At 63.8% G+C, this 25,867-nt stretch carries 22 protein-coding genes; 10 read left to right on the top strand and 12 right to left on the bottom strand.

Annotated elements, in window-relative coordinates:
• Positions 1-18 precede the first annotated feature (18 nt).
• Genes murD through mraZ form a run of 7 tightly spaced genes read right to left on the bottom strand, consistent with a single transcriptional unit; the run spans position 19 to position 7,925 of the window.
• The gene (murD, locus tag KIT10_13350; protein ID MCW5900247.1) at positions 19-1,353 is read right to left on the bottom strand and encodes a UDP-N-acetylmuramoyl-L-alanine--D-glutamate ligase; all 1,335 of its coding nucleotides are present in this window, start codon (positions 1,351-1,353) and stop codon (positions 19-21) included.
• Positions 1,350-2,597, bottom strand: a complete 1,248-nt coding sequence (gene mraY / locus KIT10_13345) for a phospho-N-acetylmuramoyl-pentapeptide-transferase (GenBank protein ID MCW5900246.1) — start codon at positions 2,595-2,597, stop codon at positions 1,350-1,352. The genes murD and mraY overlap by 4 nt, the downstream gene beginning before the upstream one ends.
• The gene (locus KIT10_13340) at positions 2,597-4,060 is read right to left on the bottom strand and encodes a UDP-N-acetylmuramoyl-L-alanyl-D-glutamate--2,6-diaminopimelate ligase (protein ID MCW5900245.1); all 1,464 of its coding nucleotides are present in this window, start codon (positions 4,058-4,060) and stop codon (positions 2,597-2,599) included. Before KIT10_13340 ends, mraY begins: the two co-directional genes overlap by 1 nt.
• Positions 4,057-6,165 (bottom strand): transpeptidase family protein, encoded by a 2,109-nt coding sequence (locus KIT10_13335; GenBank protein MCW5900244.1) that lies wholly within the window; start codon positions 6,163-6,165, stop codon positions 4,057-4,059. The genes KIT10_13340 and KIT10_13335 overlap by 4 nt, the downstream gene beginning before the upstream one ends.
• Positions 6,162-6,569, bottom strand: coding sequence for a hypothetical protein (locus KIT10_13330; protein ID MCW5900243.1), 408 nt, complete (start codon positions 6,567-6,569; stop codon positions 6,162-6,164). The genes KIT10_13335 and KIT10_13330 overlap by 4 nt, the downstream gene beginning before the upstream one ends.
• Positions 6,566-7,477, bottom strand: coding sequence for a 16S rRNA (cytosine(1402)-N(4))-methyltransferase RsmH (rsmH, locus tag KIT10_13325; protein ID MCW5900242.1), 912 nt, complete (start codon positions 7,475-7,477; stop codon positions 6,566-6,568). Before rsmH ends, KIT10_13330 begins: the two co-directional genes overlap by 4 nt.
• Positions 7,461-7,925, bottom strand: a complete 465-nt coding sequence (gene mraZ, locus KIT10_13320; protein MCW5900241.1) for a division/cell wall cluster transcriptional repressor MraZ — start codon at positions 7,923-7,925, stop codon at positions 7,461-7,463. The genes rsmH and mraZ overlap by 17 nt, the downstream gene beginning before the upstream one ends.
• A gap of 407 nt (positions 7,926-8,332) precedes the next feature.
• Between mraZ and KIT10_13315 the strand changes: the two genes are divergently transcribed.
• Together KIT10_13315 and yihA are read left to right on the top strand one after the other, a co-directional pair.
• A complete protein-coding gene (locus KIT10_13315; GenBank protein MCW5900240.1) occupies positions 8,333-9,094 on the top strand; it encodes an alpha/beta hydrolase in 762 nt (253 codons plus the stop codon).
• Between the two features lie 29 nt (positions 9,095-9,123).
• Positions 9,124-9,741 (top strand): ribosome biogenesis GTP-binding protein YihA/YsxC, encoded by a 618-nt coding sequence (gene yihA, locus KIT10_13310; protein ID MCW5900239.1) that lies wholly within the window; start codon positions 9,124-9,126, stop codon positions 9,739-9,741.
• Positions 9,742-9,788: 47 nt separating this feature from the next.
• On the opposite strand, the gene gldC is transcribed toward yihA, so the two are convergent.
• Both gldC and KIT10_13300 read right to left on the bottom strand, forming a co-directional pair.
• On the bottom strand, positions 9,789-10,115 hold the full coding sequence (gene gldC, locus KIT10_13305; GenBank protein ID MCW5900238.1) for a gliding motility protein GldC: 327 nt from the start codon (positions 10,113-10,115) through the stop codon (positions 9,789-9,791).
• A gap of 44 nt (positions 10,116-10,159) precedes the next feature.
• Positions 10,160-11,173, bottom strand: a complete 1,014-nt coding sequence (locus KIT10_13300) for a hypothetical protein (protein MCW5900237.1) — start codon at positions 11,171-11,173, stop codon at positions 10,160-10,162.
• 44 nt (positions 11,174-11,217) lie between these two features.
• Here KIT10_13300 and KIT10_13295 point away from each other — a divergent pair, with 44 nt between their 5' ends.
• Entirely contained in the window at positions 11,218-11,952 is a 735-nt protein-coding gene (locus tag KIT10_13295) for a PorT family protein (GenBank protein ID MCW5900236.1), read from the top strand.
• A gap of 58 nt (positions 11,953-12,010) precedes the next feature.
• On the top strand, positions 12,011-12,802 hold the full coding sequence (nadE, locus tag KIT10_13290) for an NAD(+) synthase (protein MCW5900235.1): 792 nt from the start codon (positions 12,011-12,013) through the stop codon (positions 12,800-12,802).
• Positions 12,803-12,811: 9 nt separating this feature from the next.
• Here the strand turns inward: nadE and KIT10_13285 are convergent, their stop codons facing one another.
• The gene (locus tag KIT10_13285; GenBank protein ID MCW5900234.1) at positions 12,812-13,903 is read right to left on the bottom strand and encodes a hypothetical protein; all 1,092 of its coding nucleotides are present in this window, start codon (positions 13,901-13,903) and stop codon (positions 12,812-12,814) included.
• 121 nt (positions 13,904-14,024) lie between these two features.
• On the opposite strand from KIT10_13285, the gene KIT10_13280 reads away from it, so the two are divergent.
• Genes KIT10_13280 through KIT10_13270 form a run of 3 tightly spaced genes read left to right on the top strand, consistent with a single transcriptional unit; the run spans position 14,025 to position 17,385 of the window.
• Positions 14,025-14,591: a hypothetical protein gene (locus KIT10_13280; GenBank protein MCW5900233.1), complete on the top strand. Its 567-nt coding sequence runs from the start codon at positions 14,025-14,027 to the stop codon at positions 14,589-14,591.
• Positions 14,592-14,603: 12 nt separating this feature from the next.
• Complete coding sequence (locus KIT10_13275; GenBank protein ID MCW5900232.1) at positions 14,604-16,229, top strand: hypothetical protein; 1,626 nt, start codon at positions 14,604-14,606, stop codon at positions 16,227-16,229.
• A gap of 13 nt (positions 16,230-16,242) precedes the next feature.
• Positions 16,243-17,385 carry a radical SAM protein gene (locus KIT10_13270; protein ID MCW5900231.1) on the top strand — a complete coding sequence of 381 codons (1,143 nt, stop codon included), beginning with the start codon at positions 16,243-16,245 and terminating at the stop codon, positions 17,383-17,385.
• Between the two features lie 9 nt (positions 17,386-17,394).
• On the opposite strand, the gene KIT10_13265 is transcribed toward KIT10_13270, so the two are convergent.
• Positions 17,395-18,459 carry a 2-oxoacid:ferredoxin oxidoreductase subunit beta gene (locus tag KIT10_13265; protein ID MCW5900230.1) on the bottom strand — a complete coding sequence of 355 codons (1,065 nt, stop codon included), beginning with the start codon at positions 18,457-18,459 and terminating at the stop codon, positions 17,395-17,397.
• A complete protein-coding gene (locus KIT10_13260) occupies positions 18,456-20,339 on the bottom strand; it encodes a 2-oxoacid:acceptor oxidoreductase subunit alpha (GenBank protein MCW5900229.1) in 1,884 nt (627 codons plus the stop codon). The genes KIT10_13265 and KIT10_13260 overlap by 4 nt, the downstream gene beginning before the upstream one ends.
• A 120-nt stretch (positions 20,340-20,459) precedes the next feature.
• Here KIT10_13260 and KIT10_13255 point away from each other — a divergent pair, with 120 nt between their 5' ends.
• The 3 genes from KIT10_13255 to KIT10_13245 all read left to right on the top strand — a co-directional run bounded on the left by KIT10_13255 (position 20,460) and on the right by KIT10_13245 (position 25,837).
• Positions 20,460-21,200: a TIGR00730 family Rossman fold protein gene (locus KIT10_13255; GenBank protein MCW5900228.1), complete on the top strand. Its 741-nt coding sequence runs from the start codon at positions 20,460-20,462 to the stop codon at positions 21,198-21,200.
• Between the two features lie 118 nt (positions 21,201-21,318).
• Positions 21,319-24,159, top strand: coding sequence for a carboxypeptidase-like regulatory domain-containing protein (locus tag KIT10_13250; GenBank protein MCW5900227.1), 2,841 nt, complete (start codon positions 21,319-21,321; stop codon positions 24,157-24,159).
• 232 nt (positions 24,160-24,391) lie between these two features.
• Positions 24,392-25,837 (top strand): hypothetical protein, encoded by a 1,446-nt coding sequence (locus tag KIT10_13245; protein ID MCW5900226.1) that lies wholly within the window; start codon positions 24,392-24,394, stop codon positions 25,835-25,837.
• Positions 25,838-25,867 lie beyond the last annotated feature (30 nt).

Raw genomic sequence — 25,867 nt, 5'->3', positions numbered from 1 at the left:
CGTCCGGTCGTGTTGGTTTCACAATGCGCGCACGGCGGCCTTGAAGCGGCGCCCGCGGTCCTCGTAGTTCTCGAACAGGTCGTAGCTGGCGCAGGCCGGGCTCAGCAGCACCACATCACCGGGTTCGGCCAGGTCATAGGCGGCCTGCACGGCCTGTTCGGCGCTGCGCGCCTCGGGCATGGGCAGACCCAGGGGCCCGAAGACCTTCAGCAGCTTGGCGTTGTCCACCCCCAGGCACACGATGGCCTTCACCTTGGCGCGCACCAGCTCCATCAGCGCGCCGTAGTCGTTGCCCTTGTCCTCGCCGCCGGCCACCCAGATCACCGGTTTGTCCATGCTCTCCAAAGCGTACCACGCGGAGTTCACGTTGGTCGCCTTCGAGTCGTTGATGAACTCGATGCCGTTCACCTGGGCCACGTGTTCCAGGCGGTGCTCCACGTTCTGGAAATCGCTGAGGCTTTCGCGCACGACCTCATTGCGCAGTTCCAGCACGCGCGCGGCGATGCCGGCGGCCATGGAGTTGTACACGTTGTGCTTGCCCTGCAGGGCCAGTTCGGTGATGGACATGCTGAATGTGGTTCGGTTGGTGGTGATGTGGATGTGATCGTCCTTCAGGCAGGCGCCCTCGGTGATGGGGTGTTCGATGGAAAAAGGCCAGCGGCGCGCGGCCACCGGATGGATGCGCATGCCCGCGGCGACCTCGGCATCGTCGTCGCCGTGGATGAAATGGTCGTCCGGACCCTGGTTCATGGCGATGCGGAACTTGCTCGCCACATAGCGCTCCATGCGGCCGTCGTAACGGTCCAGATGGTCGGGTGTGATGTTGAGCAGCATGGCGATGCGCGGACGGAAGTCGCGGATGCCGTCGAGCTGGAAGCTGCTCAGCTCGACCACGTACCACGCATGGTCGCCATCGGCCACGAGCGCGGCGAAACTGTTGCCCACGTTGCCGCCCACCGCCACATCCAATCCGGCGCGTGAGAGGATGTGATGCGTGAGCAGCGTGGTGGTGGTCTTGCCGTTGCTGCCGGTGATGCCCACGATGGAGCCCTTGCAGTAGCGGTAAGCCAGTTCGATCTCGCTGATGACCGGGATGCCCTGCGCGCGCGCCGCCGCGATCATCGGTGCCTTGTCGGGCACACCGGGGCTCTTCACGATCTCGCCGGCCGACAGCACGCGTGCGGCGGTGTGTCCGCCCTCCTCGTAGGGTATGCCGTGCGCGTCCAGCACCTCGCGGTACCTCGGCTTGATGGCGCCCGCGTCGCTCACGAACACATCGAGTCCGCGCTGCGCGGCCAGCCGTGCGGCACCCACACCGCTCTCCTGCGCTCCTATGACCACCAGCGGCTTCATCGGAGCTTGAGCGTTACGATGGACAGCACCGCGAGCATGATGCCCACGATCCAGAAGCGCGACACGATCTTGCTCTCGTGGATCCCCAGCTTCTGGTAGTGGTGGTGGAGGGGCGACATGCGGAAGATCCTCCGCCCCTCGCCGTACTTGCGCCTGGTATACTTGAACCAGGACACCTGCATCACCACACTGAGGTTCTCCACGAGGAAGATCCCGCATAGCACGGGGATCAACAGTTCCTTGCGCACCAGGATCGCCAGCGTGGCGATGATGCCGCCAAGCGCCAGGCTGCCGGTATCGCCCATGAAGACCTGCGCGGGGTAGGCGTTGTACCACAGGAAGCCGATGCACGCGCCGAGCAGCGCGCCGACGAACACCGCCAACTCCCCGATGCCGGGGATGTACATGATGTCCAGATAGTCCGAGAAGATGATGTTGCCGCTGACGTAGGCGAGGACGCCCAGGGCGAGCACCATGATGGCCGAGGTGCCGGTGGCCAGGCCGTCCAGCCCATCGGTGATGTTGGCCCCGTTGCTGACGGCCGTGATGATGAAGATCACCACCAGGATGTAGATGATCCAGGTGTACTTGCGCGCCTCGTTGCCGAAGGGCTTCAGCAGGGAGGAATAGTTGAACTCGTTGTCCTTGACGAAGGGGATGGTGGTGTTGGGCGACTTGCGGTTGAGCATGTAGTGCGTGCGCCCGTTGTCGTCCACCAGGGTGTGCACCATGCCGGGGTCTAGCTGTGCCACCAGCACTTCGGGCACCTCCACGCGCGTGCGGATGTCCGGGTGGAAGTAGACCGTGGCGCCCACGATGATGCCCAGCCCCACCTGGCCCACCACCTTGAACTTGCCGGCCAGCCCACGCTTGTCCTTCTTGAAGACCTTGATGTAGTCGTCCAGGAATCCGATGAGGCCCAGCCACACGGTGGCCACCAGCAGCAGGACGATGTAGATGTTGTCCAGCCGTGCGAAGAGCAGCGTGGGAATGATGGTGGCCGCGATGATGATGAGACCGCCCATGGTGGGCGTGCCCTGCTTGCCCATCTGGCCTTCGAGGCCCAGGTCGCGCACCGTTTCGCCCACCTGCTTGCGGCGCAGCATGCCGATGATGGTGCGGCCGAAGAAGAGCGAGATCAGCAGCGACACCACCACGGCCGACGCCGCGCGGAAGGAGATGTAGCTGAACACCCCCGATCCGGGTACACCGTAGCCTATCGCTTCGAAGAGGTGGTACAGCATTACTTGTGCAGCAGTTCGAGGGTTTCCTTCAGCACGGCGGCATCATCGAAGGGGTGCTTCACGCCCTGGATCTCCTGATAGTTCTCGTGACCCTTGCCGGTGAGCAGCAGCACATGGCCGGGCTTGGCCATGCCCACGGCCTGGCGGATGGCCTCGCGGCGGTCGGTGTTCACCCAGGTGCGCTGCATGTCGCTCACGAGGAGTCCCGCACGCATCTCCTCGATGATCGTCATGGGGTCCTCGCTGCGCGGATTGTCGCTGGTGATGACCACATGACCGCTGAGTTCGGCGGCGATGCGCGCCATCAGCGGTCGCTTGGCGCGGTCCCTGTCGCCGCCGCAGCCCACCACGGTGATCACCAGTTCACGGCCACCGAGGATCTCGTTCAGTGTGCCGAGCACGTTCTTCAGCGCGTCGGGCGTATGGGCATAGTCCACCACACCGATCACACCGCCGCCTCCGCGCACGATCTGGAAGCGGCCGGGGGGCGGCTCCAGGTCGCTGAGCGCGGTGAGCACGTCCAACGGCGCCGAGCCCAGCAGCAGAGCCGTGGCGTACACGGCCAGCAGGTTGCTCGCGTTGAAGGCGCCGATCAGGCGCGCGTAGAGGTCGTGCCCGTCGATGCTCAGGTGCAGCCCGCTCAGCTGGTTCTCCACGATGCGCGCATGGTGGTCGGCCATGTTGCGCAGGGCGAAGGAGCGTTTGGTGGCGCGCGTGTTCTGCACCATCACCGCGCTGTTCGGGTCGTCGGCGTTCACCAGTGCGAAGGCCGCGGAGGGCAGTTCATCGAAGAAGCGCTTCTTCGCCTTGATGTACGCGTCGAAGGTGCCGTGGTAGTCGAGGTGGTCGTGCGTGATGTTGGTGAACACGCCACCGGCGAAGCGCAGCCCGGTGACCCGTTCCTGCGTGATGCTGTGCGAGCTCACCTCCATGAAGCAGTGCGTCACGCGGGCCTCCACCATCTCGGCGAGCAGTTCGTTGAGGCGCAGCGCGTCGGGCGTGGTGTGCGTGCTCTCCACCTTGCGCTGGCCGATCCGCGTCTCCACCGTGCCGATGAGGCCGCACTTGTGGCCCAATGCGCGATGCAGCCGATAGAGCATGGTGGCCACGCTGGTCTTCCCGTTGGTGCCGGTGATGCCCACCAGCTTCAGCTTGGCCGAGGGGTGGTCGTGGAAGTTGGCGGCGAGGATGGCGAGCGAGGCGGCCGCGTTCTCCACGCGCACATAGGTCACGCCGTCCTTGCGTGCGGCCGGCATGCGCTCGCATACCACGGCGCTCGCACCGGCGGCGATGGCCGCGTCGATGTGTTCGTGTCCATCGGTGCGTGTGCCGGGAATGGCCACGAAGACAGTGAAGGCGGTGACCTTCCGGCTGTCGAAGGCGATATGTTCGATGGCGGTGTTGGTGCTGCCCGCCACCTCCTCGATGCGCACCTTGTAGAGGATGTCCTTCAGCAGCTTCATGCGAGCTCGATGAGGATGGTGGCGCCGCGCATGGCGGGCGAGCCGGGTTGGATGGACTGCCGCTTCACCATGCCCGCGCCATGGAAGCGCACGCGCAGTCCGCGGTTCTCCAGGATGTAGAGCGCGTCCTTCAGGCCCATGCCCAGAACGCTGGGCACCAGCGAGGTGGCGTCGCCCGGCAGCTCGCGAGACAGGAGCGTCACCGCGCTGTCGCCGGCCTGCGTGGTCATCCACTCCCCTTCGCCCTGCACTTCGAAGGGCACACCCAGCGCGGCGAAGGCGGTGCGCAGGTCGGCGGCATGCCCACTGTGGCTCACCGGCATGCGCTGCATGGTGTTGTCGGCGAGGTGCTCCTCGCGCTGCAACTCCAGCCGGTTGCTGTGGATCTTGTCGGCGATCTCCTTGAAGATGGGCCCGGCCACCACGTTGCCGTAATAGCCGCTGGTGGTCGGGCCGTTCACCACCACGATGCAGCTGTACTTGGGCGCATCGGCCGGGAAGTAGCCCACGAAGGAGGCCTGGTAGCTGATGCCGTGCTGCTTGTAGCTGCCGTTGCGCGCGATCTGGGCGGTGCCCGTCTTGCCCGCGATGGCGAAGTGCGCGCCGCGCAGATTGGTGGCCGTGCCGCTCTCCACCACACCCTCCAAAAGGCCGCGCACCTGTTCCAGCGTGCGCTTGGAGCAGATTCGGTCCTCCAGCACCTGCGGCTTGAACTCGCGGAGCGTGCGCCCGTTGCGCGAAACGCGGTCCACGAACTGCGGGCGAAGCAGCCTGCCCTCGTTGGCCACGGCGTTGTAGAAGGCCAGCAGTTGCAGCGGCGTGAAGGCCGTTTCGTAGCCGATGCTCATCCAGGGGATGCTCACGCCACTCCATCCCTTGTCGCCGGGCTGCCGCAGCACGGGGATCACCTCGCCGGGGATGGACACGCCCAACGTTTCGTGCAGCCGCATGCGGCGCAGGGCGTCAACGAAGCGGCGTGGCTCCTTCTCGTAGGCACGGTTCACCGCCACGCTGATACCCGTGTTCGAAGACAATTCGAAGGCGCGGCGCACGGTGATGCGTCCGTAGCCGCCTTCATGCGAATCGCGCATGATCCGGTCCCTGAAGCGCACCGTGCCGCCCTTGGTGTCCACGGTGTCCTCCAGGCTGATGAGGCCGTCCTCCAAACCCGCCATCAAGGCCGCCAGCTTGAAGGTGGAGCCGGGCTCGGTGCGCTCCTCCACGGCGTAGTTGCGGTCCTCCACCCAGGTGCTGTCGTTGCGGCGGGTGAGGTTGCTGATGGCCTTCACATAGCCGGTGGCCACCTCCATCACCACCACGCAGCCGTACTGCGCGCCATGTTTGCGCAGCTGTGCCTCCAGCGCGGCGTCGGCCACGTCCTGCAGGTTCATGTCAATGGTGGTGTGGATGTCCGCGCCGGGCACCGGATCCACGCCGTTGTCATCCCCGATGGGCATCCAGATGCCGCCCGCGAGACGGCGTTCGAGCCGGCGGCCGGTGGTGCCGCGCAGCACCTCGTCGAATCCGCCTTCGAGCCCGAAGGCGGTGCTGTCAAGCAGCATCTTGCCCACGGTGCGTTCGGCCAAACGACCGAAGGGCCGCACACGCACGGTGCGCTTCTCGGTGATGAGCCCGCTCCTGTAGCGGCCCAGTCGGTAGATGGGGAAGCCGCGCAAGCGCTGCACTTGCGCGTGGTCCACCCGGCGTTTGACGAGGTGGTAGCGTTCGCGGCGCGATCGCGCATCGGTGAGATCGCGCTTGTACTCCGCCGCGCTGCGATCGCCGAAGAGATCGGACAGGCACCAGGCCAGCGAGTCGATGCCCGCGCGGAAGACCTCGTCGCTGAGGCCCTGCGGCACCATGTCCATGCGCACCTCGTACTCGGGCACACTGGTGGCGAGGAGCCTGCCATCGGCGCTGTGGATGTGGCCGCGGTCGGGCTGTACGGTGCGCCAGGCGGTGGCCACGGTGGTCGCCTTGGCCAGCCACTTCTCGCCTTCCACCATTTGTATGGTGAAAAGCTTCACGGCGATCGCCAGAGCGAAGAGCGTCACCAGCAGGTAGACCACGTTGGCCCGGGCGCGCAGCTGCCTGTTGTCGTTCATGGCCTGTGGGCGATGGGGCGTTGCTTGTCCGTCACCGGGATCTTCACCGGCGGCACCCGGCTTTCCTTCAGCCCAAGGGCGCTGATGCGCGATGCCACCTGGCTCTGCTGTTCCAGCTTCTCCAGCCGCGCGCGCTCGGTGATGTACTCGCTGCGGAGTTCCTTCAACTCGGCGTCGGTGCTGTGCAGCCCGCGCACGATGCGCTCGGTGCCATGGCCATAGGCGATGTAGAGCACCATGAGGCCCGCGCACCATACGATGAAGGGCATGTTGCGCAGAACGTTCTCGCGGGCCAGGAACGAGCCGTTGAGCAGGGCGATGAAGGCGCGTGGCAGCCGAGCGGCGCTTTCCTTGCGCGGCGCCTGCTTCGGCTTCTCCTCCTGAACGTGTCGCAGCTTGTTCATGTCCTTGTCGCTATCCTCAAGCGGGCACTGCGTGCCCTGGGGTTCCTTTCGATCTCCTCTTCCGTGGGGCGTATCGCCCTTGCATGCGTTGGATCGAAGGGTCTTTGTCGGTTGCCGCGCAGGTCCTTGTGCTCCACGCCATCCAGATCGCCGGTGCGCATCCAGCGCTTCACCAGCCGGTCCTCCAGGCTGTGGTAGGCGATCACCACCAGTCTGCCGCCCGGCGCGATCACTTCGGCGCTCTGCCGCAGCAACTCCTCCAGGCTGCCCAGCTCGTCGTTCACCGCGATGCGCAGCGCTTGGAACACCTGGGCCAGAAAGCCCGCCCCATCGCGCTTGGGCGTGATCGGTTCCAGCGCTTCCACCAGGTCCTGCGTGGTGTGGATCGCCTTGGTCCGGCGCTCACGCACCAGTTGGCGGGCCACACGGTGGGCGTTGGTCACTTCGCCGTAGCGGGACAGGAGCCTGGCCAGATCACCTTCCTCGATCGCCGCCAGCAGCTTGGCCGCGGTGCGTTCGGCCCGGCGGTCCATGCGCATGTCCAGCGGCCCCTCGAAGCGGAAGCTGAATCCACGTGCGGCACTGTCGAACTGGTGGCTGCTTACACCCAGGTCCGCCAGGAGGCCGTTGATCGGCAAGGCGTACAGGTAGCCGAGGTAGTTGCGCAGCCAGCGGTAGTCGGCCGGCACCAGCGTGAAGCGCTCGTCATCGGGCGCGTTGGCCCGGGCATCGGCGTCGCGGTCGAAGGCGATCAATCGCCCACGCGCACCGAGCCGCTCGAGGATGGCGCGGCTGTGGCCTCCACCGCCGAAGGTGACGTCCACGTAGACGCCATCGGGGCGGAGATCCAACCCTTCGATACAATCATGTAAAAGAACGGGGTCGTGGTAGTCATGCGGCATGGTCATTAGGCTTTCCAGCCATCACCTTGGCCGCGAGTGACTTGAAGTCCACTTGCCCCGCGAGCGCCTGCTTGTATTCCTGCTCGGCCCATACCTCGATCCGGTCGCCCAGGCCCGTGAACACGATGTCCTTGCCCATGCGGGCATGGTCCAACAGGTTCTTGGGGATGAGCAACCGCCCGCTGGCGTCGAGTTCCACCGGCGTGGCCCCATTGAGGAAGCGCCGGATGAACTCCACGTTGTCGGGGTCGAAGTGATTCAGCCTGCGCACGGCGGCGCTGGTGCGGCTCCACTCCTCCATCGGGTACAGTACCAGGCATGGGCTGAACACGGCCCTGTTCACCACGAATCCGTCCGCCACCGCCTTGCCGAGCTGCTTCTTCAGCGCGGCAGGGAGCAGGGCCCGGCTCTTGGCGTCCAGGGTGCTTGGGTATTCCCCCAACAGGTTCAGCATCGCACATGCACGTGGGACCGGAGGCGAAAGTAGACGGGTTCACCCACTTTCAGCTACAGATCCCCACTTTTTTGGTCCAATGTTGATAAATGTTGAACGACGAGTGTATCACGAAGTTGTCAAAGGCCTGAAAAACCTTGACAAGATAGGGAGAATCGGTGGTGGGGAATTGTGGGACCTGTTGAAAGATCCTCGACCGGAGCGCGGAATGGTCCCGGGTAGTTGTCCGATACCGGTCACAAGGTGGCCGGCGCCACTGCCGACCGCGCCAGCCGCAGGGTGCGGAACATCCACAGGGCGATGTTCACAGGGGTGGAGGGGAGTCTGGGGCGCGTATCGGCCGCCGCCTACCTTTGGACGGATGCCACCAGCCGCCTCCATGCGGCCCATGGGGTGGAACGCGAACGATGGAGCGGAAGCTGAAAGAGGAAGGGGAGTTCCACTACCTGGAAGCTGGCGAAGGGCCGGTGTTGCTGCTGCTGCATGGGCTGTTCGGCGCCCTCAGCAACTTCCAGTATCTCTTCGACCACTTCACCCCACGTTACCGGGTGGTGGTGCCAATACTGCCTTTGTACACATTGCCCATGCTCAGCACCAACGTGGACAACCTGGCCAGGTTCCTTTCCCGCTTCATCGAACACAAGGGCTTCACTGGTCTGAACCTCATCGGCAACTCGCTCGGGGGGCATGTGGCACTGGTGTATTGCAGCCGCCACCCTGGCCGTGTACGCACCCTGACGCTCACCGGCAGCAGTGGCCTGTATGAGAACGCTTTCGGCGGAGGGTTCCCGCGGCGGGAGGACAAGGAGTTCATCCGCAAGAAGGTGGCGGTGACCTTTTTCGATCCGAAGCACGCCACGGACGAGCTGGTGGACGAGTGTTTCGAGACGGTGAACGACAAGGCCAAGCTCATCCGGATCCTGTCGCTGGCCAAGAGCGCCATCCGCCACAACATGGCCAAGGAGCTGCCCAAACTCAACATGCCCACCCTGCTGATCTGGGGGCGGCAGGACACCATCACACCGCCGCATGTGGCCGAGGAGTTCCACAGCCTGCTGCCCAACAGCGAGCTGCACTGGATAGACCAATGCGGCCATGCCGCCATGATGGAACACCCCGCCGAGTTCAACGCGATCCTGGAACGGTGGCTGGAAAAGGTCCTGGCGTGATCCGGAAGACCGGTGTGGCAACGACCTGGATGAAGTCCCTGCGCGCGGAACACCTCGGCAGCGGCCGTGAGCCGAAGCATTGGCCCGCGCCCACCCTGCCGGAATACGCCTTCATCGGGCGCAGCAACGTGGGCAAGAGCTCCCTGATCAACATGCTGTGCAACATCAACAAGCTGGCGCGTGTGAGCAACACGCCCGGCCGCACACGCAATGTGGAGCACTTCCGCGTGGAGGACGCCACCGGCGGGCGTCCCTGGCTGCTGGCCGATCTGCCGGGCTATGGTTTCGCCAAGGTGGGCAAGGCCGAACGCGCGGCCTGGGAGAAGATGATCCGCGGCTACCTGTCCAAGCGCGAGAACCTGCAATGCGTTTTCCTGCTGGTGGACGCACGCCTGGAGCCTCAGCGCAACGATCTGGACATGATCCAATGGCTCGGCGATCAAGGCATCCCCTTCGTGATCGTCCATACCAAGGCGGACAAGCTCACACGGCCCAAGGTGGAAGCGAACGTGGCACAGCTCAAGCGCAAGCTGAAGGAGACCTGGGACAACCTGCCCACCATGGTCCTTTCCTCCTCAGAGACCGGCCTGGGGCGGGATGAATTGCTGGCCTTTGTGGAGGAGGTGAATCGGGGTTGGGGAAGCTGAGGGGTCGGAGGTTGCACGCCACCCGGACTGCGACATCCAACCTCCAATCACTTCTTCAATTCCAACATATGCTCGGCGAAATAGGCGCCGAAGTCGCGCATCTGGGCCGCCATCTTCCCTTCGCCGGTGGCGCGCTCGAAGGTGTCTGCCAGGGTGAGGATGTTCTGGTGGAAGAAGGCCTTCATCTCTTCCACGGTCATCTCCTTGGTCCATAGATCGATGCGCAGGGTGTTCTGTTCCTTCTCGTCCCAAAGGCTCAACAGCACCGCTTTGCCGGAGCTTTTCATGGCGCCATCCTCGGCCTCCCAGTCGATGCGCTCGGGCACGCGGTTGTCGTCGAGTTGTACGCTTAATCGGATCTCCGAGGTGGTCATGGGCGGTAGGGGTCGGTAGCGGTTGGCGAGAAGCGGTGCCGCGGTCAGCGGGGCTTGTAGTGCTTGAGGATGGCGCGCGGTTCGTCCAGCGCGAAGAGGCGCGCGAGATCCATGCGTGGTTCGGCCTTCAGGTAGGCCTTCACCATGCGGTGGCCGATCCATTCGCCGATGTGGCCCGGGCTTTCGCGCGGCAGGCCATTGGTGAAGGGACCGTCGTTCATCCACCGGCCAATGTCGGCCGGTTTGCGGCTGAAGAGCATGTCCTTGCCCACCAACTCCTGCCAGATGGCCAGTTCGTTCGCTTCGCACCAGGCGAGTTGCGCTGGCGTGAAGGCGTATTTGAGATGTGGATCCACATCGGGCAGCATCGCATCGAGCAGCGCCATCACCTTGCCGGTCTCCACCAGATGGGTGAGCAGGTCGTCGCCGCGTGTGTCACGCGCGTAATGCACCAGGAGCCAACCCTTCACCGCGCCGGGCACGAGCATCTCGGGCACCATGCGGTCCTTCACATACCGCGGAAAGATCTCGGGGGACAGATAGCCGATCACCGGATGCTCCTGGCCGATGAACCATTCCACGCCGATGCCCAGCACACTGTCGGTGGGGAAGATGCCATAGTTGAAGCCCGAGTTGAAGGCGACGACCCTGGGGATGACACTGTCCGGAAAGAGCACCGCCAAGCACTTGAAGGCCGCCTCGAACGCACGGCGTTGCGGTTCCATGTCGCCCAGCACGCGCTCCACCTCTTCCTGCACGCTGCGCATGTCGGGGTCGTTGACGAAATGGTTGAGCGCCACGGGGAGCATGGTATCACCCATGGCGGCCCCTTGGAGGATCTCCTCCACGTACAGTTGATAGAAATCCCCGTATTCCGCATGCGCCTTCAGGCTTGCGGCGGGCATTTCCTGGGGTGCCGCCAGGAAGAGCTGGCGGTCCAAACGGCCGATCCGCAGATCGAGCTGGACGGAGGTGGTATCGATCGTTCCACCCTTGTCTTCACGACAACCGGACACGAGGACCGGGACCACGATCAGCACGGCCTTTGTCAGGCGCATCGGCGACGCATACTTTTGATCCACCCAAAAAAGCGCCCAAAACTATGAAGAAGGCCCTCGCCACCCTGGCCGCCGCCATGATCGGCAGCCTCGCCCTCCACGCCCAGGACGATGCTGGCGTACGATTCGGTTTGAAGCTGAGTCCGAACAGCGGATGGATACGCCCGGACACCCGCGGACTGAAGAGCGAGGGCAACAACCTGGGCTACACCTTCGGCCTGATCTCTGAATTCCCCATCGGCACCAGCGGCAACTACCGTTTCGCCACGGGCCTGAACCTGAACTACATCGGCGGCAAGTGGTCGCAGGAGTACAGCTACCAGGAGGCCCCCGCCGATCCGCCCAACATCCTGGTGCGCCAACTGGAGACCTCCGCCCGGCTGGGCTACATCGAGTTGCCGCTCACCATCAAGATGATGACCAATGAGATCGGCTACATGCGCTACTTCGGACAGGTGGGCATCGGCACGGCCTTCAACATCCGCGCGAAGGCCGACATCGAAGTGCCCGTGTTCTACGCGCCTCCCGGGCAGGCCTATGTGCAGCGCTTCGACAAGTTGGAGGGCGAGGACATCCAGGACCAGATCAACCTGTTCAAGGCATCGTTGATCGTGGGCGCCGGCATGGAATACAATTTCTCCGGCAACACCAGCCTGCTGGTGGGCATCACCTACAACAACGGCTTCGTGAACGTATTGAAGGACGTGGAACTGGCCGAGGGCAAGAAGGCCAAGGCCTTCGCCAACTACATCGAACTCACGGCCGGCGTGTTCTTCTGACAAGGTCACACCACGGCAGCGTCATCGATCCGAAGGACGCACCTCATCATTCGCACGGATGGACGTCCCCCGCGTGATCGACCACATCAGCGGTTGGCTGCGCGACTATTGCGAGCGGGCCGGACAGGAAGGCTTCGTCATCGGCATCAGCGGCGGAGTGGACAGCGCGGTGACCAGCGCGCTGTGCGCGCGCACCGGCCTGCCCACCCTGTGCGTGGAGATGCCCATCCACCAATCGCCCGACCAGGTGAAGCGCGCGCAGGACCATATCGCCTGGTTGCGGGCGCGCCATCCGAACGTGCGCGAGGAGGTGGTCCAACTGACGCCCGTATTCGAACAACTGGTGGCGGCCCTGCCGAAACCCGAAGGCGGGCTGCCCGATCTTTCACTGGCCAATACGCGCGCCCGGTTGCGCATGACCACGCTCTACTACTTCGCCGGCCTGCTGCGCTTCCTGGTGGCGGGCACGGGCAACAAGGTGGAGGACTTCGGTGTGGGCTTCTTCACCAAGTATGGTGACGGCGGCGTGGACCTCTCCCCCATCGCCGACCTGACGAAGACCGAGGTTTATGCCCTGGGCCGCGAACTGGGCATCATCGAAAGCATCATGCGGGCGAAACCCACCGACGGTCTGTGGGGCGATGACCGCAGCGACGAGGACCAGATCGGAGCGAGTTACCCGGAACTGGAGTGGGCCATGGACCTGCGCGAACGCGGCGTCGATCCGACCACATCCGCATTGGACGATCGTCAGCGCGAGGTGCTGTCGATCTTCGACCGCCTGCATGCGGCCAATCGCCACAAGATGGCGCCCATTCCGGTGTGCCTGATACCGGCCGCCTTGCGCTGAGCGCCGCGGTCAGTGGTCGTAGGTCTCGCCACGCCACCAGATGCGGGCGGTGTTCACGTTCAGCCGCGCGATAACCAGCCCGCGGTCCACCCGGAAGTCCTGCACGGGTTGCCCGCGCACCACCACGTCGGTGATCCCCTTGCGCCACACCTTCAGTGTGCGGTCCACATCCACATAGGCCATGGTGCCCCAGGAGGCCTTCCACTTCAAGGGCACGGCACGCTCCAATTCGTGGAAGCGACCCCGGTTGAACACGTTGAAGAAACCACGGTCCTGCACCACCACCAGGCTGTCCACCACCTCCCAGTGCTGCGGCTCGAAATCCATGGCCTTGAACACCTGGCCGCCTTCGAAGATCTTCAGTGACCCGGTGAGGTCCAACCACGCGAGTATGCCCTTGCCCACCTCGAAACGTTGTGGCATCTGTTCCTCCAGATCGTAGATGGTGCCTTGGTGGAAGGCTTTGAAGGTGTGGTCGTACGCATCGCGGTAGGCCACCAGGTCCAGCCCGCACTTGAAGTCCATGCCGGTGACCAGGTCGCTCAGCTCGTAGATCTCGCCGTGGTAGAACACCTTGAACAGGCGATCGAAGGAGGAGACCCACGCGAAGACGTTGTCACCGGACCCGAAGTCCACCACGGCGTTGCCCGCGAGCTGGTCCTCCAGCTTGACCTTCTCTTCCTTGTAGTAGACCATGATCTTGCCCTGCACCTCGTCCTTGAAGACCGCCAGACTGTCCTCCACCACGTACATGCCCAGGTTGGGCGTCATCACACGCGTCTTGCCATCGAAGACCTTCAGGATGCCGGCCACCGTGAAACCCATGTAGTGGTCGGTGACGATGGGTTCCAGGTCCATGGCGCGGTCGATCACCTGCGTGCGGCCGTTCCAATAGACCTTCAGGTCATCGCGGTTGTCGGTATAGGCCAGGTAGTTGCCCCCTACGTGCAGGGCAATGGGCTTGCGCGGCTCGATCTGGCGGATGGTGCCGCGATCGAACACATAGAGCCGGTCCATATAGTCGATGAAGGCGGTGACGTCCTGGGCAGCGCCAGCCAACGCGGACAATGCCATGGCCGCTGAGATGGTCCAATGTTTCATACCGCCACAAGTTAGCCATCGGGCAACGGGAACATCGTGCCGGAACATGACCCATCGCGCCCCCACGGGCTTGCTTATCCGCCCCATCATGTTAGCTTCACATGACCTATCGCGATCCTTCATGTGGATCCATCCGCGACACGAACTGATGTCGATCTGCATGATGTTGCTCTGCGTGGGCACAGCCCTCCATGCACAGGATCGGACGGAAGCGAGGCCCCGCTATGATATCTGGATCAACGGCACCGGATTCGGCAAGTTGACGCCGGTGAGGCTGCTGGATGTGCGCGCGGAAGGCTTGCTGGTGGCACCGGCCAATAGGAACAGTGCCGTGCGCATGCCGGACCTGTTGGTCCCGCCCGATGAGCTGGGGTCTGTGATGGCCAGGCGCCGCAACGCCAAGCTCACCGGAGCGGCTGTGGGCGGCGCTTCCGGGCTGCTGTTGGGGATGGGTGTGGGCTATCTCACCGGTCGCGACCGGACACATGACCTCGGCTTTTTCAGGGTCACCTACAAGGACCAGAACACCTTGCTCTTCGCCCTGATCGGCACCTGCGTCGGCTTCTCCATAGGATTGGGCGCCGGATCGCAGCGCCATGCCCATTACGTGAATGGGAATGCGACCATCTACGAAGGGTTGCGCCCAAAATTGAGGGAGTACCTGCCCCGACGATCGACCGGACCATAAACCTTCCCACACATGGACCTGCACCTGCATCAACGGCGGATGGCCGTCTTCCTGCTCATCGTTTTCCTGTTCGGGCAGTGGAGTTGCACCCGGTGGCAGCGGCGCCTGCTCGATGAGCGGTCCCTGCCGAAGCTCGTCGCCAAACCCAGGGCCGTTTTCCTGGTCACCGATGGTACCAGGAGCGCCGAGGTATGGCGCATCCGCAAGCCCGTGCTGACACAGGACACGCTGTCGGGCACGTTCGAGCGATTGTCCGACCTGGATGCCATGGACCTGCTCAATGCCGACCGGCACCGGGACCTGAAGTCGCATGCGCGCCGGGTGATCCTCTATGCGAACAGCGAATATCGCCGTGATACCAGCGGCGGCCTGGCCGGCTCGGTCCCCCTGTCGCAGATCGTCCGCATGGAATACATCGATGTGGACGCGGGCGCCACGATCGTGCTCAGTCTTTTGGGGCTGGTCGGCATCGCGGCACTTCTGCTACTGATCATCATCGCCACCAAGAGTTCGTGCCCATTCGTCTTTTCACAGGACGCCAATGGCGCCTTCCACCTGGAAGGCGAGGTCTTTTCCGGCGCGATCTACCCCCAACTCCAACGGCATGATCGCCTTCCCTTACGGCACCTGCGGCCGGTGGATGACCACTACCGGGTGCGTCTGAGCAACATGGCCCGCGAGATCCAGCATACCGACCTGGTCCGTCTCATCGCCGTGGACCACACCCCCGGCGTCCAGGTCCTTTTCGATCGCCATGGCAGCCCTCACGCCCTCGCCGCCCCGGCTGCGCCCATGATGGCCCGCGCCCACAACGGCGTGGACCTGACCGGAACGCTTGCCACCATGGATGGGATCGCATGGCATGGCGACCCGGACAATGCCACACAGGATGCCCGTGAGACCATCGAGCTGCGTTTCGACAGACCAACGGATGCACCGATGGCCCGTCTCATGGTCACCGCCAAGAACACCTTCTGGCTGGACCATCTCTTCGGACTCTTCCTGGATGAACTGGGCACGTACGCGGACCGCGTAAGACAGCGCGACCTGGGCCGCAGTGCCGAGGAATTGCACGCCTGGGCCAAGGCGCAGCGGATGCCCTTGTCCGTGCATGTTCTCCAGCGGTCGGGCGAATGGAAGGAGGCCGGCCAGTTCGAACTCATGGGTCCGATCGCATGGCGGGATGATGTGCTCGAGATCGATCTGGGCGATGCATCGGCCGACGAAGTGGTCATCCGGCTGTCCACCGGATATCTCTTCTGGGAGATCGACCGCGTGGCACTGGACATGGGCACGACGCAAGCTTTGAATTGCTCGTCCTTGGTTCCTGTCAAAGCCACCGATCAGGATGGGCGCGACATGCTATCGGTCCTGATGGAGGAGGATGGCATCCACCTGATCCAACCGGAACTCGACGACATGACCGAGATCGTGTTCCAAGCCACCCCGGCACCCGAAGGCGCCCAGCGCAGCTTGTTCCTGCATGCCGCCGGGCATTACGAGATCCTCCGCGATCCGCTTCCCCATCGGCCGAGTCTGCTGTACCTGCGCACATTCGAGGATGCTGATGCCCTCCCGCGCTACTCCCGGGAACGGTACGAGGATTCGCGGGCCTATCCCTTGAAGGTGGCATTGTGACATGGGGTCTTCCATGATCAACGGCTGGGGGTTGAAGGTGGCGCGCTGGCGTGCCATGGCCGATGCGTTCCGGCTTGCCCGTGCCCACTATCCCAGTGGATCGGATGTCCGCATGGCGCTGCGGAAGCTCCGCATCACGGTGATGGAGAATCGCGCCGTGCGTCACATGGGCCGCTGTGTGGAAGTGGGCGGTCGCGTGTTCCACATGCTCACATACCCCGGCCGCCCATCCAAAGCGTGGGACACCTTCCTGACCAATGAGCTCCATCGCGTACATCCGATACCCGGCCACCTGCCCGGACTCACCCTGGCCATCATCGCCTTCACCCGGCAATGCCCGCTGCGCTGCGCGCATTGTTCCGAGGGCGCCGTGCTGAACGAGCCTGACGCGATCACGGCCGCAGAGGTCGTCCGCATCGTCCGGTCGCTCCAGTCGACCGGCGTCGCGCAGATCGAATTCAGCGGAGGCGAACCCATGAGCCGCTTCGATGACCTGCTGTTCATCCTGCGCAACTGCGACACATCGCTCACCGACTTCTGGGTGCTCAGTTCCGGTCATGGTCTATCGGCCGAACGCGCCCAAGCCCTGCGCAACGCCGGCGCGACCGGTGTGGCCATCAGCCTGGACCACTGGGACGCCAGGGAACACGACCGTTTCAGGGGACTCGCAGGCAGCTTCGAGCGGGCCCGCCGTGCCGTGGTGAACGCCCGCGAGGCCGGACTGGTGGTGGCCATGTCATTGGTGCCGGTCCGTAGCTTCTGCAACATGGAGGACCTGATGGCCTATGCCCGGCTCGCCGGTGAGTTGAAGGTCCATTTCATACGACTGGTGGAACCGCGCGCAGCAGGCAACTTCCATGGCCAGGATGTGGAGCTGGGGCCGGTGCAGCACGCCGTGCTCGACCAATTCGTTCGCGACCTCCACCACGATACCTCCTACCGGCAGTATCCCATCGTCGATCACTATGGCGCTTATCAGCGCGCCGTGGGCTGCTCAGGTGCGGGTTCGCGGTTCCTCTACATCGACACGGCCGGGGAAGCCCACGCCTGCCCGTTCTGCCAAAACGCATGCGGCAGCGCGTTGCAGCACGACTTGGGTGAGCTTCGGCTCAGCATGGCCGAACAGGGTGGCTGCCATGCGCACCCGACCGTGTGACCATGCGCTTCACCCGATCGTCCACGTCCTTTCCCCTCTGAGCAACGCGTCCAGGTCGCCGGAGCCTTTCTTCTCCTTGGCCAGCGCCACCTGTGCGTTCAACTTCGTTTCCAATGTGGCACGCGAGGCCATGTAGAACACGCCGAATGGTCGAGGCATGGCACTTGTCTGTCCGGCAGGCAGGCCACCCTGCGCATGGTCATCGAAGAGGCGCACGAGGATCGAAGCCTTGAAGCTGTCGTGCTGATCGTGGGTCCAGAGGTCATCCGGCAAGGCTGCACCGGGTGTGAGGTCCACGATGACGGGTGTCATGCCATCGAGCCTGATGCCCTTGGTGCCGTTGGCGTACACCAGTGGCTTGCCGTGCTCCACGAAGAGCGTGTGGAAGGGCTTGCTGGCCTTCTCGGTGAAGACTTCGAAAGCGCCATCGTTGAACACATTGCAGTTCTGGTAGATCTCCACGAGGCTGGTGCCGCGGTGGGCATCGGCGGCCAGCAGCACATCGCGCAGGTGCTTGGGATCGCGGTCCATGGCACGTGCGATGAAGGTGGCATCGGCGCCTTTGCAAAGGGCGAGCGGATTGAACGGATGGTCCACGCTGCCCATGGGCGTACTGCGGGTGATGGCCCCTTCCGGCGAGGTGGGCGAGTACTGCCCCTTGGTGAGGCCGTAGATCTCGTTGTTGAAGAGCAGTACGTTCACATCCACGTTGCGGCGCAAGAGGTGGATCAAGTGGTTCCCGCCGATGCTGAGCGCGTCGCCATCCCCGGTGATCATCCACACGCTCAACTCGGGCCGCACGGCGCGCAGGCCACTGACGATGGCGGGGGCCCGTCCGTGGATGCTGTGCATGCCGTACGTGTCGAGGTAGTACGGGAAGCGTGAGCTGCACCCGATGCCGCTGATGAAGACGATCTCCTCCTTCGGCCTGCCCTGTTCCTTGAGGATGGTCTCCACCTGTTTCAGGATGGAGTAGTCGCCACAACCGGGGCACCATCGCACCTCCTGGTCTGAGGCGTAGTTGAGCTTCGCCGGGGCGCCGCTGCCGTTCACGACTTCGTTCGCGGTGGTCATCGCTTCAGGTATTCGATGGCGGCGGCCTTGATCTCCGCGGAGGTGAAGGGCATGCCCTGGATCTTGTTCAGCCCCTGCGCGTCCACGAGGAACTCGGCGCGGACCAGCTGGCGCAGCTGGCCGCTGTTCATCTCGGGGATGAGCACGCGCTTGAAGCGCGAGATCAACTCTCCCAGTTCCTTGCGGAAGGGGTACAGGTAGCGTACATGCACATGGCCCACGCACTTGTCCTCGGCGCATAGCTCGTTCACGGCGGTCTTTATCGCGCCGTAGGTGCTGCCCCAGCCCAGGATCAGCAGGTCGCCGCTGTCCACGCCGTTGCTCAGGTCCAGCGGGGGAACGCCCTCCACCACCTTGCGCACTTTCTCCGCGCGCAGCCGCACCATCTTCTCGTGGTTCAGCGGGTCGTAGCTGATGTTGCCCGTGCCGTCCTCCTTCTCGATGCCGCCGATGCGGTGCTGCAGGCCCTTCATGCCGGGCACGGCCCAGGGGCGCACGCCTCTCTCATCGCGCAGATAGGGCAGGAACTTCTCCATATCGCCCTCCACTTTGGGCTTTGCGAAAGGTGCGTTGATCGCCTGCAGGTCAGCGGCCTCGGGGAAGCGCCATGGCTCGGCCCCGTTGGCGATGTAGCCGTCGCTGAGCAGGATCACCGGCGTCATGTGCTCGATGGCGATGCGCACGGCCTCGTAGGCCATCTCGAAGCAATCGGTGGGGCTGCTGGCGGCGAGCACGGGGATGGGCGCTTCGCCGTTGCGTCCATGGACGGCCTGCCACAGATCGGCCTGTTCGGTCTTGGTGGGCAGGCCCGTGCTGGGCCCTCCGCGCTGCACGTTGACGATCACCAAAGGGATCTCCAGCATGAAGGCCAGACCCATGGCCTCGCCTTTCAGGGCGATACCCGGGCCACTGCTCGCCGTAACGCCGAGCGCACCGCCGTAGCTGGCACCGATGGCCGAACAGATGGCGGCGATCTCGTCCTCCGCCTGGAAGGTCTTCACGCCGAAATTCTTGTGGCGCGCCAGTTCGTGCAGGATGTCGCTGGCGGGCGTGATGGGGTAGCTGCCGTAGAACAGGTCCAGCCCGGCCTTCTGCGCGGCGGCGATGAGGCCGAGGGCGATGCCCTGGTTGCCGGTGATGCTGCGGTAGGTGCCCTTGGGCAGCGGCGCGGGCTTCACCTCGAAGCGCGTGGTGAAGGTCTCGCTGGTGTCCCCGTAGTTATAGCCGGCCAGCAGCGCCTTCTTGTTGGCATCGAGCAGCTCGGGTTTCCTGCCGAACTTCTGCTCGAGGAACCGCTCGCTGTTCTCCAGGCTGCGGCTGTACATCCAGTTGATGAAGCCCAGCACGAACATGTTCTTGCAGCGGTCCTTCTCCTTCATGCCCAGCGTGGTGTCCGCCAGGGCGTTGCGGGTCATCTTCGTCACATCGATGGCATGCACGGTGTAGTTGGCCAGCGTGCCGTCGGTGAGCGGGTCCTGCTTGTCGATGTACCCCGCCAGCCGCAGGTTCTTCGCATCGAAGCCGTCGCTGTTGGCGATGATGGTGCCACCGGGTTTCAGCGTGGCCAGGTTGCTGCGCAGCGCTGCGGCGTTCATCACCACCAGTACATCGCACTGGTCGCCGGGGGTGAAGATCTCCACGCTGCCGAAGTGGAGCTGGTAGCCGCTTACGCCGGCCAGGGTGCCCTGGGGGGCGCGGATCTCCGCAGGGAAATTGGGGAAGGTGCTGACGTCGTTGCCGAAGAGCGCGCTGGTATCGGTGAACTGGCTCCCGGTGAGCTGGATGCCGTCGCCGCTGTCACCGGCGAAGAGGATCACCACGTTGCGCCGCTCTTGGACGGGCTTGATCCGAGGACTTTCGGGCCGGACAGGGGTTTCCATGAAAGTGATGCGCCGCAAAGGTACGGGGGCGGCATGGCGCGCCGGGCGGCAAGGGAACATCTCCAGGCCTCCGGTGTTCGCCCATGGGTGTCCGTTCCTGCCCCTCTACCTTCGCCGGCCATGGTCCCACCGGGCAACAAGCATCTCATCGACCTTCGCTTCCTGGCGGGTCCGCGTTCGCGCTGGCGCGAGTTCCTCAGCGTGCTGAAGATCGCGCGCGAGTTCATCCGGGGCTTCCGCCACCTGCACTTCGTGGGGCCCTGCGTGACTTTTTTCGGCAGCGCCCGCTTCCGGGAGGACCATCCCTACTATGAAGCGGCCCGCGAGCTGGCCCGGCGCGTGGGCCGGGTGGGCTTCACCATCATGACCGGCGGTGGGCCCGGCATCATGGAGGCCGCCAACCGGGGCGCGCGTGATGTGGGCGCCCGCAGCGTGGGTTGCAACATCGTGCTGCCCATGGAACAGGAGGCCAACCCTTACCTGGATGTGAGCCTCACCTTCGAACGCTTCTTCGTGCGCAAAGTGCTGCTGCTGAAATACAGCGCCGCCTTTGTGGTGATGCCCGGCGGGGCCGGTACGGTCGATGAACTCTTCGAGACCATCACCCTGATCCAGACCGGCAAGGTGAAGAACTTCCCGATCCTGCTCTATGGCAAGGACTATTGGGGGCCGATGCTCCAGCAGATCGACCGCATGATCGGGGAAGGCACTATCGGGCGCGAGGAATTGCGCTTCGTCTTCGTGGCCGACGATGTGGAGGAAGCCACCACGCTGCTCCAGGATCGCCTGGTGGCCATGTGGCAGGAGGCCCAAGGCCGGAAGGACCATCCGAAATGGTGGTTCCTGGAGGAGCGGGCTTAACAGAAGGATAAGATCCCCTTAAGACCGGTAACCGACCGTTAACATGGCGGGAATGACCTCGTAACGGGCGCGGAGGACTTTTGCGGCGCGGAAAGCCCCTTCGCCATCCGCCACCCACATGTACCGATCATTCGGTCTCTCCCTCGCGCTTCTTCTGGTCCTTCAAACCGCCGCCCAGAAAGGCACCGTCAGCGGCACCATCACCGCCCCCGAGGCCGGCAAGGTGCAGCCCATGCCCTTCGTGAACGTGGCGATCAAGGGCACCACCACCGGCGCCACCACGGACCTGGACGGCAAGTACAGTTTCCAAGCCGACCCAGGGGACCACATCCTGCTGGTGAGCTTCGTGGGTTACGAGCCTGTTGAGCGCAACATCAAGGTCGTGGCCGGACAGACCGTGACGGCCAACATCGAACTGAAGACGCAGGCCATCGAGATCAAGACGGTGGACGTGGTGGCCACACGCCGCACCGACACGGAGAGCGCCGTGATCATGGAAACGCGCCAGAGCATGCAGGTGGTGAACGCGGTGAGCAGCGAGACCATCAGCAAGAGCCAGGACAGTGATGCCAGTGAGGTGATGAAGCGGATCCCCGGGGTGACCGTGATCGGCAACAACTACATCATGATCCGCGGCCTGAACGAGCGCTACAGCAATGTGCAACTGCACGACGTGTCGGCCCCGAGCATGGAACCCGACGTGCGCTCCTTCGCCTTCGACATCATTCCCGCTGGCCTGATCGACCGCATGTTGATCTACAAGAGCCCCGCAGCGGAACTGCCGGGTGAGTTCAGCGGCGGCGTGGTGAAGGTCTACACCAAGAGCATCCCCAACCAGAGCTTCTTCAGCGCCAATGTGAGCACCACCTTCCGCGAGGGCTCGTCCATGCGCGACTTCGAACAGACCCCGCGCACCTTCCTGCACAGCCTGGGCCTGAACGACGGATACAACGACCTGCCCGCCGGATTCCCACGTGACATCCGCAACGTGGACCAATCCTCGGACAACGGCCGCATCAATGAGGTGGGCCGCTCGCTGAGAAACAACTGGCTGCCGGAGACGGTGAACTCCATGGTGGACCGCAACATCTCCATCACCAACGCCTCGAAGTTCACCCTATTCGGCAAGGAGGCCGGCAACATCACCGCGGTGAACTACAGCAACTCCAGGGAGATCTTCGAGGTGCAGCGCGCCGATTACAACGCCTACGACTTCATCAACAACAGGAGCTTCCCGATCTACGAGTTCAACGACCAGCAGTTCAACCACCGTGTGCGCACGGGCATCCTCAGCAACTTCGCCGTGCGCACCAGCCCGAACAGCACCCTGGAGTTCAAGAACCTGCTCACGGTGTTCAACATGACGCAGTACGTGCACCGCACGGGCATCGACTACGATTTCCAGTACGTGCCGGACAACCACAGCTTCGACCAGGTCTACCGCGGCATCTACAGCGGGCAGCTCACCGGCAAGCATTTCTGGAACGAGGAGCGCACCAAGCTCACCTGGACCGGTGGCTATGGTTGGAGCTACCGCGATCAGCCGGACTTCCGGCGCTACCGCAGCAACGTGGACACGCTCACCGGCGAGGCGACCCTGTTCGTGGGCGTTCCCCTTTCCCCCAACTACCTGGGCCGTTTCTACAGCGAGATGCGCGAGAACACCCAGGCCGGCAGCGTGGCCTTGGAGCACCAACTGGCACCCGAGCGCCGCTTCTCTCCCAAGCTGCGCACCGGCATCTACATGGAGCGCCGCGCGCGTGAATTCGGCGCCCGAAACATCGGCTATGTGCGCAGCAATTTCCTGCTCTTCGACGAAGGCCTCATCGAAGCCTCCATCGATTCGCTTTTCCACCCGGACAACATCAACCAGACCACCGGCATCCGCATCGCCGAACAGAGCAACCCCAGCGACAGCTACACCGCGAACAACCTGCTCACCGCCTTCTACGTGGGCGCCGACCTGCCACTGATAAAGGACAAGCTGACGCTGAACACCGGCGTGCGCCTGGAGTACAACCAGCAACAGTTGGAAAGCGCCCTGCTCACCGGGGAAAAGGTGATCGTGGACAACCCGATCCTGAGCATCCTGCCCAGCGCCAACTTCGCGTACAACATCACCTCCAGTCAACTGATCCGCCTCAGCTATGGCCGAACAGTGAACCGCCCCGAGTTCCGTGAACTCGCGCCCTTCGGTTTCTACGACTTCAACTACAACCTGGTGAAGGTGGGCAGCGACAGCCTGCGCACGCCCACGATCGACAACTACGACCTGCGCTGGGAGTTCTACCCCAGCCCCACGGAGATGCTTTCGGTGGCCTTCTTCCACAAGGAGTTCAAGGACCCGATCGAGACGCTCTTCATCCCCGGCGGCGGATCGGGCGGCATCAAGACCTTCACCTTCGGCAACGCGCGTTTCGCCCGCAGCACAGGTATCGAGGTGGAGGTGCGCAAGTCGCTGATGGGCCTCACCAGCAACCGCACCTTGGAGCGCTTCACCGTGGTGGCCAACGCCTCGCTTATCGACAGCGAGGTAAACCTGGGCATGGAGGGGCTTGGCCAGAGCAACAACCGCCCGCTGCAGGGCCAGAGCCCCTACATCGTCAACGCCGGCATCTACTACCAGGATCGCGAGCGCGGCCTCCAACTCAGCGCGTTGTACAACGTGATCGGACCGCGCATCTTCATCATCGGCTTCGACGCCTATCCGGACATCTACGAGATGCCGCGCAACCTGCTCGACCTCACCGCCAGTGTGCGCCTGACCCAACGCTTCGACGTGAGATTCGGCGTGGGCGATGTGTTCAACCAGAGCTTCGTGCTGTTGCAGGATGCCAACAAGGACGGTGTATTCGACCGTGTGAACGACCAGATCATCCAGAGCTACCGCCCGGGGCGCACCTTCATGGTGGGTCTTGGTCTGCGGCTGGAACGCGGCGAACGCGACGCCACCCCCTGATCCGGCCCATGCCGGTCCACGGCCCCGGTGTCCAGGCGCAAGCCACGGATGCCGGGGTCACGTGTTGAATGAGCATGGATCGTGATCCGCGACTGTTAAATGAACATCACCGGGTTTAACGTGGCACTAACCATATGATGCGCTATTCATCACCAAGGCATAATGTCAAGGTAGCACGTGCTGGGGTCCTTTGTGGCGCAAAACACCTGTGAACATCCAACCCCAAGGACCCATGAGCAAGCTGCACTCCAAAGCCGCGCTTCTCGCCATCGCCACGATGGTCTTGATCGCTTCCTGCAAGAAAAAGGACGACCCCGATCCCGATCCCCCCACGCCTCCGCCCCCTGCCGCACAGGTGGTGGACGTGACCGGCAACATCACCGGCACGGTGAACTGGACCAACGACAATATCTACAAGCTGAACGGCTTCGTGCGCGTTCAGGACGGTGGCGTGCTGAACATCGCGGCCGGCACGGTGATCCTGGGTGACTTCGAAAGCAAGGGCACCCTGGTGGTGCAGCGTGGCGGCAAGATCTTCGCCGAGGGCACCGCCAGCAACCCGATCATCATGACCAGCGAGAAGGCCCCCGGCCTGCGCCAGCCCGGCGATTGGGGTGGTCTGGTGATCTGCGGCCGCGCAAAGAACAACGTACCCGGCGGCGAGGCCCAACTGGAGGGTGGCTACGCCGCATTCCACGGTGGTACGGACGACAACGACAACAGCGGCGTGATCCGCTACGTGCAGATCAACTTCGCCGGCATCCCCATCAACCCCAATGAGGAGGTGAACTCCCTCACCCTGGGCAGTGTGGGCAAGAGCACGGTGATCGAATACGTGCTGTGCGCCTATGGCCTGGACGACGCCTTCGAGTGGTTCGGCGGCAACGTGGACGGCAAGTACCTGGTGGCCTATCGCGGCCTGGATGATGACTTCGACGTGGACCTCGGTTTCAGCGGCAACATCCAGTTCGCCCTGAGCATCCGAGGCGCCAGCCTGGCCGACCAGAGCGGCTCCAACGGCTTCGAGGTGGACAACGACGGCCAGGGTTCAAGCAACGAGCCTTACACCAGCGCCACCTTCAGCAACATCACCCTCATCGGGCCCAAGAAGACCCGTGAAACGCCGATCAGCCTGCAATTCCAACACTGTGCCCAACTGCGCCGCAACAGCCGCATCAAGATCCACAACAGCTTCATGACCGGCTACCCCGATGGTCTCTTCCTGAACGGCTCGGGCAGCGTGGCCGCCGCGCAAGCCAACGAACTGCGCGTGCGCAACACGGTCCTGGCCGGCGTGGAGCACTGGGGCGGCAATGGCTGGGGCAGTGCGGGTACCATCTACACCGACGCGCCCGCCAACGGCGCCCAGCACCCGAACAATCCGCGCGGCAACGCCCTGAAGACCGATGTGGACGGTTTCGACATCGCCGCCTGGTTCAACACCGGTGGCTGGGGCAACCAGCTGATGGACAAGTGGCAGGACGCCGGCATCAACGAGTCGATCTTCGACCTGGGCACGCCCAATGTGCTGCCCAACGCCGGGTCCGCACTGCTGAGCGGCGCCAGCTTCAATGGCATGCCGGCCTTCTTCCAGCAGGTGAACTTCCGCGGCGCCTTCGGCACCACGGACTGGACCGCCGGCTGGGTGGACTGGAACAGCGCGCTGACCACATATTGATCATCCACGGAACCAGAAATTTGAAGCCAG

It is taken from the genome of Flavobacteriales bacterium, from assembly GCA_026129465.1.
Taxonomy (GTDB): domain Bacteria; phylum Bacteroidota; class Bacteroidia; order Flavobacteriales_F; family PHOS-HE28; genus PHOS-HE28.
Note: the sequence above shows the minus strand (reverse complement) of the source record. Positions and strands in the feature narration are given on the sequence as shown.